19 protein-coding genes are annotated in these 16,395 nt (G+C 33.1%); 1 reads left to right on the forward strand and 18 read right to left on the reverse strand.

Going from position 1 to position 16,395, the window contains the following annotated elements; translation table 11 throughout:
- Positions 1 to 4 precede the first annotated feature (4 nt).
- From mce to IMX26_RS02960, 16 genes are all read right to left on the reverse strand, one after another.
- On the reverse strand, positions 5 to 412 hold the full coding sequence (mce, locus tag IMX26_RS02885; protein ID WP_195160197.1) for a methylmalonyl-CoA epimerase: 408 nt from the start codon (positions 410 to 412) through the stop codon (positions 5 to 7).
- A gap of 280 nt (positions 413 to 692) precedes the next feature.
- Positions 693 to 1,679, reverse strand: a complete 987-nt coding sequence (gene meaB, locus IMX26_RS02890; protein WP_195160198.1) for a methylmalonyl Co-A mutase-associated GTPase MeaB — start codon at positions 1,677 to 1,679, stop codon at positions 693 to 695.
- On the reverse strand, positions 1,666 to 2,070 hold the full coding sequence (locus IMX26_RS02895) for a cobalamin B12-binding domain-containing protein (protein ID WP_195160199.1): 405 nt from the start codon (positions 2,068 to 2,070) through the stop codon (positions 1,666 to 1,668). Before IMX26_RS02895 ends, meaB begins: the two co-directional genes overlap by 14 nt.
- Positions 2,071 to 2,082: 12 nt before the next feature.
- Positions 2,083 to 3,759, reverse strand: coding sequence for a methylmalonyl-CoA mutase family protein (locus IMX26_RS02900; protein WP_195160200.1), 1,677 nt, complete (start codon positions 3,757 to 3,759; stop codon positions 2,083 to 2,085).
- Positions 3,760 to 4,007: 248 nt separating this feature from the next.
- Positions 4,008 to 4,535, reverse strand: a complete 528-nt coding sequence (locus IMX26_RS02905; protein ID WP_195160201.1) for a 2-oxoacid:acceptor oxidoreductase family protein — start codon at positions 4,533 to 4,535, stop codon at positions 4,008 to 4,010.
- A gap of 1 nt (position 4,536) precedes the next feature.
- On the reverse strand, positions 4,537 to 5,358 hold the full coding sequence (locus IMX26_RS02910) for a 2-oxoacid:ferredoxin oxidoreductase subunit beta (RefSeq protein ID WP_195160202.1): 822 nt from the start codon (positions 5,356 to 5,358) through the stop codon (positions 4,537 to 4,539).
- Positions 5,351 to 6,493, reverse strand: coding sequence for a 2-oxoacid:acceptor oxidoreductase subunit alpha (locus IMX26_RS02915; protein WP_195160203.1), 1,143 nt, complete (start codon positions 6,491 to 6,493; stop codon positions 5,351 to 5,353). Before IMX26_RS02915 ends, IMX26_RS02910 begins: the two co-directional genes overlap by 8 nt.
- Complete coding sequence (locus tag IMX26_RS02920; RefSeq protein WP_195160204.1) at positions 6,493 to 6,699, reverse strand: 4Fe-4S binding protein; 207 nt, start codon at positions 6,697 to 6,699, stop codon at positions 6,493 to 6,495. The genes IMX26_RS02915 and IMX26_RS02920 overlap by 1 nt, the downstream gene beginning before the upstream one ends.
- The gene (locus IMX26_RS02925) at positions 6,696 to 7,667 is read right to left on the reverse strand and encodes a GntR family transcriptional regulator (RefSeq protein ID WP_195160205.1); all 972 of its coding nucleotides are present in this window, start codon (positions 7,665 to 7,667) and stop codon (positions 6,696 to 6,698) included. Before IMX26_RS02925 ends, IMX26_RS02920 begins: the two co-directional genes overlap by 4 nt.
- Before the next feature lie 291 nt (positions 7,668 to 7,958).
- Positions 7,959 to 8,486 (reverse strand): CDP-diacylglycerol--glycerol-3-phosphate 3-phosphatidyltransferase, encoded by a 528-nt coding sequence (gene pgsA, locus IMX26_RS02930; protein WP_243259338.1) that lies wholly within the window; start codon positions 8,484 to 8,486, stop codon positions 7,959 to 7,961.
- Entirely contained in the window at positions 8,479 to 9,837 is a 1,359-nt protein-coding gene (rimO, locus tag IMX26_RS02935) for a 30S ribosomal protein S12 methylthiotransferase RimO (protein ID WP_195160207.1), read from the reverse strand. The genes pgsA and rimO overlap by 8 nt, the downstream gene beginning before the upstream one ends.
- Complete coding sequence (locus IMX26_RS02940) at positions 9,818 to 10,861, reverse strand: magnesium transporter CorA family protein (RefSeq protein WP_195160208.1); 1,044 nt, start codon at positions 10,859 to 10,861, stop codon at positions 9,818 to 9,820. Before IMX26_RS02940 ends, rimO begins: the two co-directional genes overlap by 20 nt.
- 19 nt (positions 10,862 to 10,880) lie before the next feature.
- Positions 10,881 to 11,288, reverse strand: a complete 408-nt coding sequence (locus tag IMX26_RS02945; protein ID WP_195160209.1) for a helix-turn-helix domain-containing protein — start codon at positions 11,286 to 11,288, stop codon at positions 10,881 to 10,883.
- 11 nt (positions 11,289 to 11,299) lie between these two features.
- Complete coding sequence (locus IMX26_RS02950) at positions 11,300 to 13,510, reverse strand: DNA translocase FtsK (protein WP_243259304.1); 2,211 nt, start codon at positions 13,508 to 13,510, stop codon at positions 11,300 to 11,302.
- A 136-nt stretch (positions 13,511 to 13,646) separates the two neighbouring features.
- Complete coding sequence (locus tag IMX26_RS02955; protein WP_195160210.1) at positions 13,647 to 13,874, reverse strand: undecaprenyl-diphosphate phosphatase; 228 nt, start codon at positions 13,872 to 13,874, stop codon at positions 13,647 to 13,649.
- A 14-nt stretch (positions 13,875 to 13,888) separates the two neighbouring features.
- Positions 13,889 to 14,458, reverse strand: coding sequence for an undecaprenyl-diphosphate phosphatase (locus IMX26_RS02960; protein WP_195160211.1), 570 nt, complete (start codon positions 14,456 to 14,458; stop codon positions 13,889 to 13,891).
- Between the two features lie 528 nt (positions 14,459 to 14,986).
- Between IMX26_RS02960 and IMX26_RS02965 the strand changes: the two genes are divergently transcribed.
- Complete coding sequence (locus tag IMX26_RS02965; protein ID WP_195160212.1) at positions 14,987 to 15,334, forward strand: hypothetical protein; 348 nt, start codon at positions 14,987 to 14,989, stop codon at positions 15,332 to 15,334.
- 80 nt (positions 15,335 to 15,414) lie between these two features.
- On the opposite strand, the gene IMX26_RS02970 is transcribed toward IMX26_RS02965, so the two are convergent.
- Complete coding sequence (locus IMX26_RS02970; RefSeq protein WP_195160213.1) at positions 15,415 to 15,636, reverse strand: YlzJ-like family protein; 222 nt, start codon at positions 15,634 to 15,636, stop codon at positions 15,415 to 15,417.
- Positions 15,636 to 16,322 carry an ATP-dependent Clp protease proteolytic subunit gene (locus tag IMX26_RS02975; protein WP_195160214.1) on the reverse strand — a complete coding sequence of 229 codons (687 nt, stop codon included), beginning with the start codon at positions 16,320 to 16,322 and terminating at the stop codon, positions 15,636 to 15,638. Before IMX26_RS02975 ends, IMX26_RS02970 begins: the two co-directional genes overlap by 1 nt.
- Between the last annotated feature and the right edge of the window lie 73 nt (positions 16,323 to 16,395).

The following is a 16,395-nucleotide window of genomic DNA, read 5'->3' on the forward strand; positions in this document are numbered from 1 at the left end:
AGCCTTATCTTTCACAAAGTTCAATTAAAATGCCGTTAGCAGATTTAGGATGTATGAATACGATTTTTGCTCCGTGAGCACCAGGTTGTGCTGTATCGCTAAGTAAGCGCACACCTTTTTCTTTTAAAGATGCTATAACACTTTCAATATCATTCACTCTAAATGCTAGGTGAGCAATACCTTCACCACGTTTTTCAATGTGACGTGCAATAGGTCCATCAACAGTTGTAGATTCTAATAATTCAATATTACTTTCACCTACAGGTAAAAAAGCAACCTTTACCTTTTGAGATGGTACTTCTTCAATGCCTGTTGGCTCTATACCTAAGGTATCACGGTAGAACTTTAAGGCACTTTCAATACTCTTTACAGCTACTCCTAGATGATCAATTTTTTCTAGCAAATCATTCATCTCCTTTGAATTTTGTTGGTAAGTCTAATAATGCACATTGTTTATTATAAATCTCTAATATTGCGTACAGCTTTCGGCAGAACGCTTTATTGTTGCTTGTTTATTGTAGCGTTTTGCTTTCAGCAGAACGCGTTACTGCTGTTTGTTTATTGTAGCGTTTTGCTTTCAGCAGAACGCTTTATTGTTGCTTGTTTATTGTAGCGTTTTGTCTTCGACAGAACGCGTTATTGTTGCTAGGTTTACTGAAGCGTTTTGTCTTCGGCAGAACGCTTTATTGTTGCTAGGTTTCCTGAAGCGTTTTGTCTTCGGCAGAACGCTTTATTAAAGACTTTAAAATTATTTGTGCAGTTTCGTGTGGTGTAGTTTGATGATTATAAATTTTGTTAATGCTTTCATCTAGTTCATTACTGCTCATTTGATTATTAATCTGTTTAATTAATTCATTTTTAATAATCTCATTCAATTCATTCTCTAATTGTTCTTTTCTTCTTGCTTCGTGCTTTCCAGATTTTAATGCTTTTTCATACAACTCTAAAATGCTATCTGCTAGTTTATCAATCCCCTCGTTATTGAGAGCACTAACAGGTATTACTGGTGGTCTTTCATCAACCTTATAGTTACTAAGTTCAATCATGAGTTTTAGTTCACGAACCGTTCTCAACGCACCATTAGTATCAGCTTTATTTACAACAAATATATCAGCTATTTCCATAACACCAGCTTTTAGAGTTTGAATGTGGTCTCCTAACCCAGGTACAGATACTACAATAACTGTATCGGCAGTTTTTACTATATCTGTTTCTGCTTGCCCAATGCCAACCGTCTCAATAATTATTAAATCATAACCAGCGGCATCTAATACCTTTATTGTGTCTCTAGTAGCAGCAGTTAAACCACCTAAGCTACCTCTAGTACCCATAGATCTAATGTAAACACCCTCATCTGTTGTTAACTCAGGCATTCTTATCCTATCACCTAAAATAGCTCCTCCAGTAAAGGGGCTACTTGGATCAACTAAAATTAAACCACATTTTTTATTCATTTTTCGCATAGTACGTACTAATGCACCAACCATAGTACTTTTACCAGCCCCAGGAGGACCGGTAATGCCTATGACCTGTGCGTTTCCACACTTGGGGTATAACCCCTCTAAAATCTTGCTTGCATCTGGGTCTTCATTTTCAATATAGCTAATAGCTCTAGCTATATATCTTTTATTACCAGCAAGCACTTCAGCAATTATTTTCTCATAATTACTTTGTTTCATTGTACAATTGGTTAATGAATTTTACAGTTACTTCTGTAGGTGTTCCTGGGCCAAATATCTCTACAATGCCACTCTCTTTTAAGAAAGGTATATCTGACTGTGGAATAACTCCACCACCAAAAACTTTTATATCAGAAGCATTTTTTTGCTCTAAAATCTCAATTACTTTAGGGAACAAGTGATTATGCGCACCAGATAAACAAGATAAACCTATAAAATCTACGTCCTCTTGAATAGCAGCTTCAACAATCTGCTCTGGTGTTTGTCTTAACCCTGTATAAACAACTTCCATACCAGCATCACGTAAAGAACGAGCTACTACTTTAGCGCCTCTATCGTGACCATCTAGACCAGGTTTAGCGATTAGTACTCTTATTTTCTTTTCTGCCATTTAAATTACCCCTTATAAAATTTCTGCAGGTCTGTATTCGCCAAATACTTCACGTAATACACCACATATTTCGCCTAGGGTAGCATATTCTTTAACAGCACTTATTATATAAGGCATTAAGTTATCTGTACCCTCTGCAGCTTTTCTTAAATCTTCTAACCTTGATGTAACAAGATCATTGTTACGTTTAGTTTTTAGATTATGGAGTCTATTAATCTGACGAACTTGAACTTCATCACTAATCTTTAATAAGTTCTCTGGGGGGGCTTCTTTTACTGTAAATTTGTTAACACCAACAATAACATTTTCATCAGCCTCAACACCCATTTGATAATTATAAGCACTGTCAGCAATTTCTTGTTGAATATAACCTAATTCAATTGCTTTTACAGCTCCACCCATTTCATCAATTTTAGTAATGTATTCCATAGCTTTATCTTCAATTTGTTTAGTTAATGCCTCAAGATAATAAGAACCACCTAATGGATCTGGTGTATCAGCAACACCACTTTCATAAGCAATAATTTGCTGTGTTCTTAAAGCAATACGTACCGATTCTTCTGTAGGTAATGCTAAAGCTTCATCTTTTGAGTTTGTGTGTAAAGATTGTGTTCCACCTAAAACTGCTGCCAAAGCTTGTAAGGTAACTCTAATGATGTTGTTATCTGGTTGCTGAGCTGTTAATGTTGATCCACCTGTTTGGGTGTGGAAACGTAACATCATAGACTTATCTTTTTTAGCATGGAATCTATCTTTCATTAATTTAGCCCATAATCGTCTTGCTGCTCTAAACTTAGCAATTTCTTCAATAAAGTTTAAATGAGAGTTAAAGAAGAAAGATAATCTTGAAGCAAATTTATCTACTTCTAAACCAGCTTCTAAAGCAGCCTCTACGTAGGCAATAGCATCGGCTATTGTAAATGCTACTTCTTGAGCTGCTGATGAGCCAGCTTCACGAATATGGTAACCACTAATACTAATAGTGTTCCAACGAGGAACATTCTGAGAGCAATACTCAAATATATTAGTAATTAAACGCATAGATTGTTTTGGTGGGTAAATATATGTTCCACGAGCAATATATTCTTTTAAAATATCGTTTTGAATTGTTCCGGCAATTTTATCAAGACCAACGCCCTGTTTTTCAGCTACACATATATACATAGCTAATAATACAGATGCAGGCGCATTTATAGTCATTGAAGTACTTACTTTATCTAAAGGAATACCATCAAATAAAGTTTCCATATCTGCTAATGAATCAATAGCTACCCCTACTTTACCAACTTCACCCTCTGCTAGAGAATGATCTGAATCATAACCGATTTGGGTAGGTAAATCAAAGGCTACACTTAAGCCAGTTTGACCCTGCTCTAATAAGTACTTGTATCTTTTGTTCGACTCAGCTGCATCTGCCATTCCAGCGTACTGTCGCATTGTCCAAAAACGACCACGATACATAGTAGAATAAACACCACGTGTAAATGGATAAGAACCAGGCATGCCTAGCTCACTTAAATATTTTGACTCTTCAGCATCTAATGGTGTGTAGATATTATCTACTGGAAAGTCAGAACTAGTTGTAAACTGTTCTCTTCGCTCAGGACCTCTTGACAACATCTTGTTTAAGGGACCCGCTGTCCATTGTTCTTTAGCTTCCTGAATCAGTTTCTTATTTTCATCGCACATAATAACACTCCTTGTATTTAAAGAGATAAATGTTTCTTCTATATTATTATAACAGCATTTGCCCTCCCTACACTATAAATAGGGAGGGCTAGGATATCTTTTACAGATTATTTAAGTTATTTAACTTATTCATATGCTAAACCTTCTGTTATAAATTATTTTGAATACTGTATACAAGTAGCATACTGTATACAGTACCCATTTGTCAAAAGTTTTTTGTTACTTTATTGATTTATTTTTAGCATATTTTATGCAGTTACTAATTCATAACCAGCTTTAATTGCTTTCTTATTTAATTCCTCTGTTCCTTTAGGAACTCTACGTAACACGGCCTCTTCTAAACTATCAAAAGTAATAACATTACTAGCTTTAACTAAGGCGCCTAAAGCTACCATATTGGCTACAATAATTCTTCCGAGAGTATCTCTAGCAGTAAGAAGTATTGGGGCACTAATAACCTTACACTTATCATTACCAGAAAGTTCAATACACTCATCTATTACCAATACACCATCATCAGCCATATCTTTAGCATATTTTTCATAAGCTTCTTGAGTTAAAGCTAACATAACATCTGGTTGAGTTACTTTAGGATAATCGATACTTTCTTCGCTAATAATAACCTCAGCTTTACTGGCTCCACCACGTGCTTCTGGTCCATAAGACTGACTTTGTACAGCATTTTTACCAGACATAATTCCTGCTTCAGCTAAGATAATTCCTGCTAAAAGCATTCCTTGACCACCAGAACCACTAAGTCTAATTTGTACTGACATGTTATTTAGCTCCCTTCTGTGCAAGCTCAATTACCTTATTATACTCTTTTGTATATTCAGAAGCTGGCTCATAATGTAAAACACCTATAGGATATTTACCCTCTGTTTTTTCAGCTGGTAATTTTTTAAAAGCTGTTACATTTAAAGCATTTTTCTTATGCTGCTCCATCATAATTACAGGAGTTTTAAGTTTATTTTTACGGCCATAGTATGTTGGGCAATGAGACATAGCTTCAACAACACTAAATCCATCATTTTCTACAGCTTTAACAATAAGGTCTGTTAACATATTTACATGGTAAGATGTTCCACGAGCTACAAAGGTAGCACCAGCACCTTTTGCTAATTCACAAAGATCAAAGTTTCTGTCTATGTTTCCGTATGGAGCTGTACTTGCATAACTACCAACTGGAGTCATTGGAGAATACTGTCCATTTGTCATACCATAAATATTGTTATTAAAAATTATAGTTGTAATATCAATATTTCGACGACAAGCATGAATTAAGTGATTACCACCAATTGCAGATCCATCACCGTCACCTGTAATAACAATTACTTTAAGCTCAGGGTTAGCTAATTTAATACCTGTAGCAAAAGCAATAGCTCTACCGTGTGTTGTGTGTAGTGTATTAAAGTTTAGGTAACCAGGAATTCTTGAAGAACATCCAATACCAGAAACAATCACAGTTTTTACAGGGTCTAATTGTAATTTATCAATAGCGTGTACTAAAGCGTTCATTATTGTACCATGACCACAACCTGGACATAAAATATGCTTTAGCTTATCCTCGCGTAAATATTTCTTTAAATCATTAAGCATTTTTATAAACCTCCTTAATGCAGTTAAGGATTTGAACAGGTTTCATTAATTCTCCATCGTATCTGTTTTCAGCAAATACAGGAGCTTTACCGTTCATTAATCTCTCAACTTCATAAACAAGTTGACCTTGGTTTTGCTCTGGAACTATAACAGCTTTAACTTGATCTGCATATTTTTCAATATACTTATCGGCAAATGGCCAAATAGTTTTTAGTCTTAACAAACCAACCTTTTTACCTTCAGCTCTAGCAGATCTCATAGCATTTGCAGCTACTCGTGATACAGAACCATAGGCAACAATCATAACATCAGCATCAGCCATTTCAATTTCTTCAACCTCTACGATGTCATCTTTGTGTAACTCAATTTTATCTCTTAATCTATCCATTAAGTACTGAACTTTATTTATATCAGTAGTTGGAAACCCAGTGAAATCGTGAGCTAAACCAGTTACATGATATGGGTAACCAGAGCCAAACCTTGCTAAATTAGGGGCTTTATCTGCATCCGCTTTATATGGTAAATACTCCTCGGGTGCAACTTCTGGATTTTTTCTTTCAATGATTCCTTCAACTGTTTCAGGAATTTCAATAGCTTCTCTCATGTGTCCAATTACTTCATCAAGTAATACTACAACTGGTGTACTATATTTTTCAGCTAAATTAAAAGCTCTTATTGTAGTATGATAAGCATCTGGTACAGAGTAAGGCGCTAAAGCAATAATTGGATGATCACCATGTGTTCCCCAACGTGCCTGCATAACATCACCTTGAGCTGTTGCTGTTGGTAGACCTGTAGAAGGGCCACCCCTCATTACATTAACAATTACACATGGAACTTCAGCCATGATAGCAAATCCTAAGTTTTCTTGTTTTAATGAATAACCTGGTCCACTTGTTGCTGTCATTGATTTTAAGCCAGCTAAAGAACCACCAATAGTAGCAGCCATACCAGCGATTTCATCTTCCATTTGAACAAATTTACCACCAATTTTAGGTAAATTTAAGGCACACAATTCAGCAAGTTCTGTTGATGGTGTTATTGGATACCCTGCAAAAAACTTAAGACCTGCAGCTAAAGCACCTTGTACACAGGCCTCATTTCCTTGTAATAATTTAATGTTTTTTTCTGCCATTACTCATTCACCTCTTCAACATTGATAGCCAAGTCAGGACATCTCTTTTCACACATTCTACATAAGATGCAGGCATCTGCGTCCTTAACACTAGGCTTTCCACTATTATCGGTTTCGAAAACATTTTTGGGGCAAAAAGTTGAACAAATACCGCATCTCTTGCACCAATCGTAGTTAATGGTTATAACAGCCTTCTTCCTACTCATTTTACTCGCTCCTTACTAGACCTTCTTTTAAAGTTTAGCACTGCTTTTTTTAAGGTATTTACAGATCCTACATCAGGTCTGTAAACAAATTCAATTACTTCAGTATCTTCGTTGGCCAATGCCATAACCTCTTTTTTACGACCAGGGGAGGTTAAGATAAAGTTACATGAAGTAATAAATTTTCTAAGTTCATCAATATCTTTTGTTACGGTATAGTTAAAAACTTTTACTTTAATACCTGCTGATATAATAAGTTGATGTACCATTTCTGCAAATATATCAGTAATACAGATTAATCCTAAACACTCATCTTTCTTTAACTGCGCAATTCTAATCATTGTTTCTAATTGTGGTGCCAAAGATATTGCCAAAACACCTATCTCATAAGTCCCTACTAAAGATTTAACTTGATCGTAGTGAAAATATGTTGTAACAATTAGGTCGAATTTTTTAATGTACTTTAAGAACTGTTGTCTATCTTTTATTTCAGAAATAACAAGAGGTTCTACATAAATACCAGATTCACTTGATAACTCTTTTGCAAAGAAATCAACTTGTTCATTGTTACATTCTATAAACAATATATTTACTTTACGTAATTCTTCACTTTTTTTATTAATGATTTGTGAAACCATTGAGAGAATATCTTCATTACTATATCCTTGTTGAATTGCTTCTTCAATAGCATCATCCATTAACTTAGAAAGCATCTTTTTTTGATTAGATAAAGTTTCCTCAACAACAAACGTTCCTTTACCCTGCCTTGAAATTAGTCGGTTTTCATCTTCTAACTCCTTGTAAGCCATGCTTACAGTATTACGACTAACCCCAAGCATTTTCGCAAAATCACGCTCTGGAGGCAACTTGTAACCAGGGTGCCAATTATGATTATTAATTTGTGCACATATATACTGTTTTATTTGTATATATAACGGAACGCCAGATTTTCTATTAATTTCAATTGACATGCAGCACTTCCCTTCCCAGTTATGGAGTAATGGACTAATCCATTGCTCCGATATATTATACTACAGAAATCTAAAAAAGAACACCTTTTTTTTAAACTTTAACACTGTGATTAATTTAGACTTTTTGCTACTAAAATTTCATGATAATTATAGCCTAGGTTTTAGTAATTCTTAACTTACACACCATTTTACTTTTATTAAATAATCTGTAAATACAAGTTATTGCTTAGTAAATTTCAACATATAAAAAAAGGCTTAGGTTAATAGCTAAGCTATACCTAAACCTTATCTTTATTTAAAAACATGTCTTGCATTGTAAAAGTAATCAATGCCAGATAATACAGTTGCTAGAGTGGCAATATATAACATTGAGGTTCCTACTGTAAACCAAATTCCAGATGTCATTATCCTAGCTAAAATCAAGATTGTGATTGCAACTATTTGAGTAACAGTTTTAATTTTACCGTATTTACTTGCTGCAATAACTACCCCTTCACTAGCAACAATGGCTCTTAAACCCGTAACAGCAAACTCTCTTGTTAATATCAATAATACAACAATAGGTGACACCTCACCAGTGGCTATCATAGTAACTAATACACTTACTACCAGTAGTTTATCCGCTAAAGGATCGAGTAGTTTACCTAAATTAGATACTAAATTAAACCTTCTAGCTATAAAACCATCTAAAAAATCTGTTAAAGACGCTACTAAAAAAATAATTAAGGCAATTTTATTAGCAGACTGCGAACCGTCCATTAAAAAATTGACCAAAAACGGCAGGGTTAATATGCGAACAAATGTTATAATATTAGGCACGTTTTTCAATATGCAACATTCTCCCTTTTAGATAATCAAAGTCTATTTCATCTATCTCTACAATTATTACATCGCCTTTTTTCGCATTAACAACATTAGCAACATAACATATATTATCTATTTCTGGGGCATCCCCTTCTCCTCTACCAAGCCACAAATCTCCATCTTGCTCAAGCAGTAAAATTGGAAGCTGTTTTTTTAGTAGTTCCCGTTTTTTATTAAGCGCTATATATAATTGTTCATCTTTAATAGTATTATATCTGTCTAAACTTGTTTGAGTATCAACCTGATTTTTCATGCTATATGCTCTTGTGCCCTCTTCGGCAGAAAAACAAAACACACCCAAATGATTAAACTTCACTTCATTAATAAAGTTCACTAAGTGATTGAACTGCTCATCAGTTTCTCCCGGAAAACCGACCATGACTGTAGTTCTTAATGTAATATTTGGAACTCTTCTTTGCAAGTCACAAAACCAATCAACATTAACTTTATTTATGGCATTGCGATTCATATTCTTCAAAACTTGAGGGTGAGAATGTTGAATTGGTATATCTAAATATGAAGCAATTCTTTCTTCACTAGAAATTAAGTCTAATAGCTCATTTGTTATATTGTCTTGGTAACAATAAAGCAGTCTAAACCACCTTATCTCTTTAATCTCTAAAAGTCGTTTTAATAAATCTACTAATTTAGGTTCACCCCATAAATCTACCCCATATGCCGTAGTATTTTGAGCAACCAGGTTTATTTCCTTAATACCAGATTGCGCTAATTTTTTCACTTCATTTAGAATACTCTCCACAGTTCTACTTTGATAACGACCTCTAAGCATAGGAATAACACAGTAGGAGCAAAAACTATCACAGCCTTCAGCAATCTTTACATAAGCTGTAACATCGCCTTGACTCACTATACGCTCCGCAAATCTGTCACTTAGTTGTGGATCACTGCAATATATTTTATCATTTTTATTATTTTGAACATCTTTTATAATGTTAGATATTTTATCGATATCCCCTACACCTACAAAGGCATCTACTTCAGTTAGTTCCTTTGCCAGCTCATTAGCATATCTTTGAGCTAAACAGCCCGATACAATTACCTTGTGGCAGCTACCATTTTTTTTATACTCAATTGCATCTAAAATATAGTCAATCGATTCTTGTTTTGCTGAGTTAATAAAGCCACAAGTATTTATAATTATAACATCAGCTTCCTCTGCTTTAGTAGTTATATCAAAATTACTTTTTAATAATAAACCACCCATAATTTCTGCATCTACATCGTTTTTATCGCAACCTAATTTTACAATATGAATTTTCACTTTGTTATTTATTGTTTTTTTCATTTTTACCCTTTTTAAATAATTTGTTTTTTTGCCTAAAATACCATCCTCTAACCTTAAAAATTTTATTGAGAATGATAGATATGGCAATTGTAACAACTATGATTATAGGGTATCCATACTTAAAGTTCAATTCTGGCATATGTTTAAAGTTCATACCATACCAACCTGTTATAAATGTTAAAGGTAAAAAAATTGTAGATACTAACGTTAATTGATGTATAACCTCATTCATTTTAAAAGATAATTCATTCATTCTATTAGAAACCACTGTCATGTAAGAATCCTGTAAACTACTAATGGAGTCTCTAATAATATCAATATTTTCTCTAATAGCAAAAGACCTATCTTCAAGTATTTTTAATGAACGAGTAGCTCTTAAACTAAGCTTAGAACTATTTAAAACAGCAAAATGATGGTATTGGTCACAAATTGGTCTTATACTTCTTTTAAGCTCATTACAATAGCTTCTAAAATTTATTAAATCATCTAGTACTTCTTCGTTACTTTCCTTAAGTATTACTTTTTCTATACCTTCAACTCTATTTTCTAAAAGGTCAACAACTTGATTAAAAGCACCTAAATGTTCTTGTAGAATATAAATTGCCATCATAGAATGGTCATTTTTTACGTATGGTATAATAGTAGCCATAGTTTCTCTTATTCTATTAATAAGAGATATTTCACCTCTATGTACAGTTATTAAGTATCCCTTACCAATAAAAATATCTAGTTCTTTTTTTATGCTACTAAGATTTACATGGTTTAACTCATAAAAATGAGTAGCGATAAATATATACTCTTCATATTCATCAATAACAGGATATTCAGTATAGTGTTTGCTTGTTAGAATGGTTAAGTTATCTAGGTCAAAGTATTGACACAATTTTTCCCATTCTTCTTCATTAGGTTGATCCATATCAATCCAAATTAATCCTGGTTGAAATCGATATTTTTCCATATACTCTTCCCAATTAACATTTTGAGCAACTACTTGTTCATCTTTACATAATGTAACACGAATCAACTAAACCCCTCCAAGCAACCTAAAAAAGCAAAGAAGCTGGTGTTTTTTGAGATAGCATAAATGCTGCTATTATACAGCCCACTATTATTATGCCAAATACTACCCAAACAATTGCACTTTTACCACTTTTTTTTCCATCATTTGGTTTAATATTTTTTTGAGTAACTTCTTCAATATCGCCTTCAGCACTTGATTTTTTAGTTTCACTTTCATATAAAGCTAATACATGGTCATAATCTACCTTTAATTCACGAGAAATTGTCCTTAAAAATCCCCTTAAATAAACCTCACCAGGTAAACTCTCAAAATTTCCTTCTTCTATAGCTTTTAAATAAAGTATTCTTATTTTGGTGCTTTCATATAGTTCTTCGTAGCTTATATTTAACTCTTCTCTTCTACTTTTTAAATAAATACCAACTTCAGACAATTTTATTCCCCCTACTCTTTATTATTTAATATTTTGCTTACTATTTCAGTGTCTGCAAATACCTTACGTGGTTTACTTCCTTCGTACCCACCTACAATACCAGCCTGCTCTAATTGATCAATTATTCTAGCTGCTCTTGCATAACCAACTCTAAATCTTCGTTGAATCATGGATATAGAGGCTGAATTATTATCCACAATTAACTTAACTGCATCATTAAAATACTCATCCACATCACTATCAATTGCACCTGTATTTTTTGTTTTTTCTTCAAAGTCTTCTTTAACATATTGAGCACTAGTTTGATTTGTAATTGACTTTACTACGTCAGCAACCTCTTGCTCTGAAATATATGCTCCTTGAACTCTAATTGGCTTGCTTTTTCCTGGTTCTGCATATAACATATCACCTTTACCCAATAGCTTTTCTGCCCCTGACATATCTAATATAGTTCTACTATCTATTGCCGAGGAAACAGCAAATGCAATTCTAGCAGGTATATTTGCTTTAATAAGCCCAGTTATTACATCCACCGATGGTCTTTGAGTACCAATTACTAAGTGAATACCCGCAGCTCGTCCCATTTGAGCAATTCTACAAATTGCATCTTCTACATCTTTTGAGGCAACCATCATTAAGTCAGCTAACTCATCTATAATAACAATAATAAACGGTAACTTCTCACTATCTTGCTCTGGATTAACAACAATATCCTTAGCAATAATTTCGTTATACCTATTAATATCTCTTGCTCCACGTTTTGCTAACTTTTCATAACGCTTGTCCATCTCCTGCACTACCCAAAATAAAGCTGACGATGCCTTTTTCGGGTCTGTAACAACTGGTGTAAGAAGATGTGGTAGTCCATTATAGCAGCTTAACTCAACTCGCTTTGGATCAATCATAACAAATTTCACATCAGTAGGAGCATACCTAAATAAAATGCTATTAATAATTACATTAATACATACCGATTTTCCTGAGCCTGTTGCCCCAGCTATCAGCATATGTGGAGTTTTACATATATCAGCAATAATAGGCCTACCCGATATATCTAAACCTAAACCTACAACAACATTTCCACTTTTAGCTTGATATTCTTCACTTGTTAAAACTTGCTTTAAAAATACAACACTATTAGAGGTATTAGGAACCTCAATTCCGATAGCAGCCTTGCCTGGGATAGGGGCTTCTATTCTTATGTTAGCTACCGCTAAACTTAATGCTATATCATCCTCTAAAGAAGACACTCTACTTACTTTAACTCCAGCAGCTATTTGCAGTTCATATCTAGTTATTGTTGGACCTACTGAAACTCGTGTTACCCTAGATTCAATCTTAAAGTTTTTGAGAGTTTCTTCTATTTTTGAAGCCTGTTCTCTAATACTATGCTGATTGTTCTCTGTTAAATCTTCAAAATCCTCCAATAAATCAAGCGAAGGTGTATTATACTCTATATCAGGTATTGCAAGTTGCATAACCACTTGTGGCTCTTCCTGATCAGAAACAGATTGAGAATTATCTACAGCTTTATTTTCAGCTGTACTAGATTTAGTTATTTTAGTTTCTTTTATTTCTTTCTTTTTTTTGCGTTTATCACTAGCAGTTGTACTTGTTCTTCCTTCAATAATAAAGGAATCTTTTTCACTACTTTTTTTTATTTTTTGAGGCTTTTTGCTTTGTTTTATATTACTGATTTGCTCTTTAACAAAAGCATATGCTTTTTTAACAAAACCTACAAAACTAACCTTTGTTATAATTAAAATATTTATCAGTAAAAAAGCAGTTAAAGCAATAATTGTGCCATAATAACCTATTGCCTTATATAAAATAAATAAACTCAGTCCCCCAATAATTCCACCACCTGTGCTTTTCATTCCAAGCGAGAATGCATCATTAAGGTTAGGTATACAAAACAAATGAACTATACTTAAAATTGTAACTAATAAAAAAATTGAACATAATTGAAATTTAAAACTAAACTCTACAGTATTTCTAGTAATTATACTTACCCCTAAGCTTGCTACTATAAATACTAAAAACCATGAGCCATTAGCACCAAAAACATTTGCTATTACCCTATATAAAAACATACCAATAAAACCTGAGTTATTACTATTCAATAAAATAAATGCTATAAAAATGGCCACAAAGATAGTTGATATTCCTATTATCTCGTATTTAAATTTATTACCTTTTGGAGCCTTCTCTATTTTTGGCACTTAACTCACCTCGTTTTTTTCTTATGTAAACCCTATATATATATAATACCTAAAATATAATAAATTAGTAAACTATAAATAATACTTTATAATGATTATTTTAATACACTTAGCTAGCTAGCTAAGTGTATTAAGTTTAAAATATGGTAGTTAATATAATAATTATACCAACAACAGCACAGTACACAGAAAATGCTTTCCATCCTCGCTGTTTAATAAATGCTAATAAAAATTTAATAGCTACAATTCCAGCTAAAAATGAAGCAATAGTACCTATTATTATACTCTTTATATCAAGTCCAGTTGTTGTAAATAAAGCAGGTATCTTTAAAATAGTAGCTCCTGCAATCACAGGTATTGACATTAAAAAGGACCATTCTACAGCAGATTCTTTTTTAATCCTCTTTTTAAACCACCAAATATAGTCATTCCCGCCCTTGATATGCCGGGGAAAACCGCTATACTCTGCCATAAACCAATTATGAATGCATCCTTTGCTTTTATTTTATTTAGTTTTTTCCTGCCTTTTGAGTAATAATCAGCAAACCATAATACACCTGCTGTAAACAATAATGCTACCCCAGTATAAATGACTTTATCAAATAACTCTTGAAAATAACTATCTAAAAATAGTCCTGTTACAACTGCTGGAATTGATGCTAAGATTAAATACAGAGATAAATTCTTATAATTTGCTGCTTCACTACGGACTCTGCTTCTTTTTCTTATAAAAAGACTAAAGAAGTCAATGATTAGCATTTTAATTTTATCCCAGAAACAAACAAACACAGACCCTAATGTTCCTAAATGAAGCATTACTTCCATTACGTTACCAGGAGCATTAATTTGTAATATTTCACTGGCTAATACTAAATGACCAGAGCTACTAATGGGCAAAAACTCTGCAAACCCTTGAATAATTCCGAGTATTAATGCTTTAATCCACATCCACACATCCTCCTTTGCAACAACTTTTATTATATCATAATATTAAGTTAAAAATATGTAATAAAACCTCTATTTTTCGAAAGATTAACTCAAGAATGCTTAGTCAATTATTAGCTTATTACTAAAATGTAAAAGCCAAATTAAAATAATTATAATAATGTTTAACATCAATAAACAAAATTTACCTTAATTGCTTTAAATTACTTTATTTCGACTTTATTTGTCAAGTTACGCCTTTTTAATGTGATAAAATTAAACAAGATTATCAAAAGGAGGTGAATAACCATGCAGACTTGGGCACCCTCATATGGATAAATTATATTATCTAAACAGAACTCTCTATGTATTGCTATAAATGTGGTGGATATCGTGCTACGTCTTATGATACATATTGCTACTGTTGTCCTACAGATAGCGAACCACAAGTTGATCCTCCACCAAATTTTGAACATGAATGATAATATTTCTAAAGAGTATAAATGCATGAATACTAAGTGTTTTAATTAAAATAATATAGGAGGAAAACTAGTGAATAAACTGCTTAAAAAAATGTTTATTGTATTACTTATCTGTGGTTTTATGTTGTCTCTTTCTCAGCTTGTTACTGCCAAGCCAGGACACTGCCCATGGTGTGGTGCAAGTGGAAAGTATCAAACCTACACTCGAAATGTAGCTGTTGAGTATCTTGGTTTAAGAAGTTGTCGCTTAGGATTTGATCACTATGACAAGTATTTTTTAGTGGATATAATTCGTTATCAAAAATGTGATGCTTGTAGAAGAGCTGAACAAACTAATTATCAGAGGTATGTATATCGTTGTCCGGGTGAAAGTCCTCCATCAATAGATCCTCCACCACCATTTGTACCATATTTTTAATATAAAGATTTAACAAACTGGAGCTATCATAAAATAGCTCCAGTTGTTTTAAGTCATTATAATGTTTAAATATTATTTATTTAGAGATTGTTTTTTAAGTTAATAATACTACCTGGTTGCAGGCTATTATTTAAATAATCACTAGGATTAGAACTATGAACTCGAATAATTTTGTATTCAAAATCGGTTATTTTTTCCACATAGCAAGAAACACCATTAATAGTTAGTTCATCATAGGGCTTTATTTTCTCTTTTTCAATATCTCTTAAAACATCCCCTATAGGGATTATGGTGTAAAGCATTAACTTGCACCATTCATTATTTCTCTTAATTTTGTAATAGCATGACTAACTCCACCTATAGCATCTATTAAACCATCTTTAACAGCCTCTTCTCCAACTAATACAGTTCCAATATCTGTAGAAAGCTCCCCTGTGTTAAACATTAATTTTCGGTAATTCTCGTCGGAAATATTAGAGTTTTCTACAACAAATCTAACAATGCGCTCCTGCATTTTATTTAAATGATCATAGGTTTGAGGTACAGTTATTACCATGCCATTTAACCTTACAGGATGTACGGTCATAGTAGCTGTTGTTACAATAAAGCTATAATCACCTGCTACAGCAATAGGTATACCAATTGAGTGACCTCCACCTAACACTATGGTGACAGTTGGTGTAGACATGCTCGAAATAACTTCTGCAATAGCCAACCCTGCTTCAACATCGCCCCCTACAGTATTTATTAAAACTAAAATACCTTTTATATTTGGGTTCTGTTCTATAGCAACTAGCTGAGGTAAAATATGTTCATACTTAGTTGTTTTATTTTGCGGTGGTAAAACCACATGACCCTCAACTTGTCCTATAATAGTTATTATATGTATATTACTGTTATCCTCAACAACTTTGGTTTGCCCCATTTGATTTAGTGTTTGTAAATTTTCATTTTGATTTTGGTTTTGATTAGGATTCTGATTATTCATAATAACACCTGCACTTTCTAGTATAGTATTTATCTTTTTGCAGGAGATATACATTAAAAGGAAATGACAGTGT

It is taken from the genome of Clostridium sp. 'deep sea' (assembly GCF_014931565.1).
Lineage (GTDB): Bacteria > Bacillota > UBA994 > PWPR01 > PWPR01.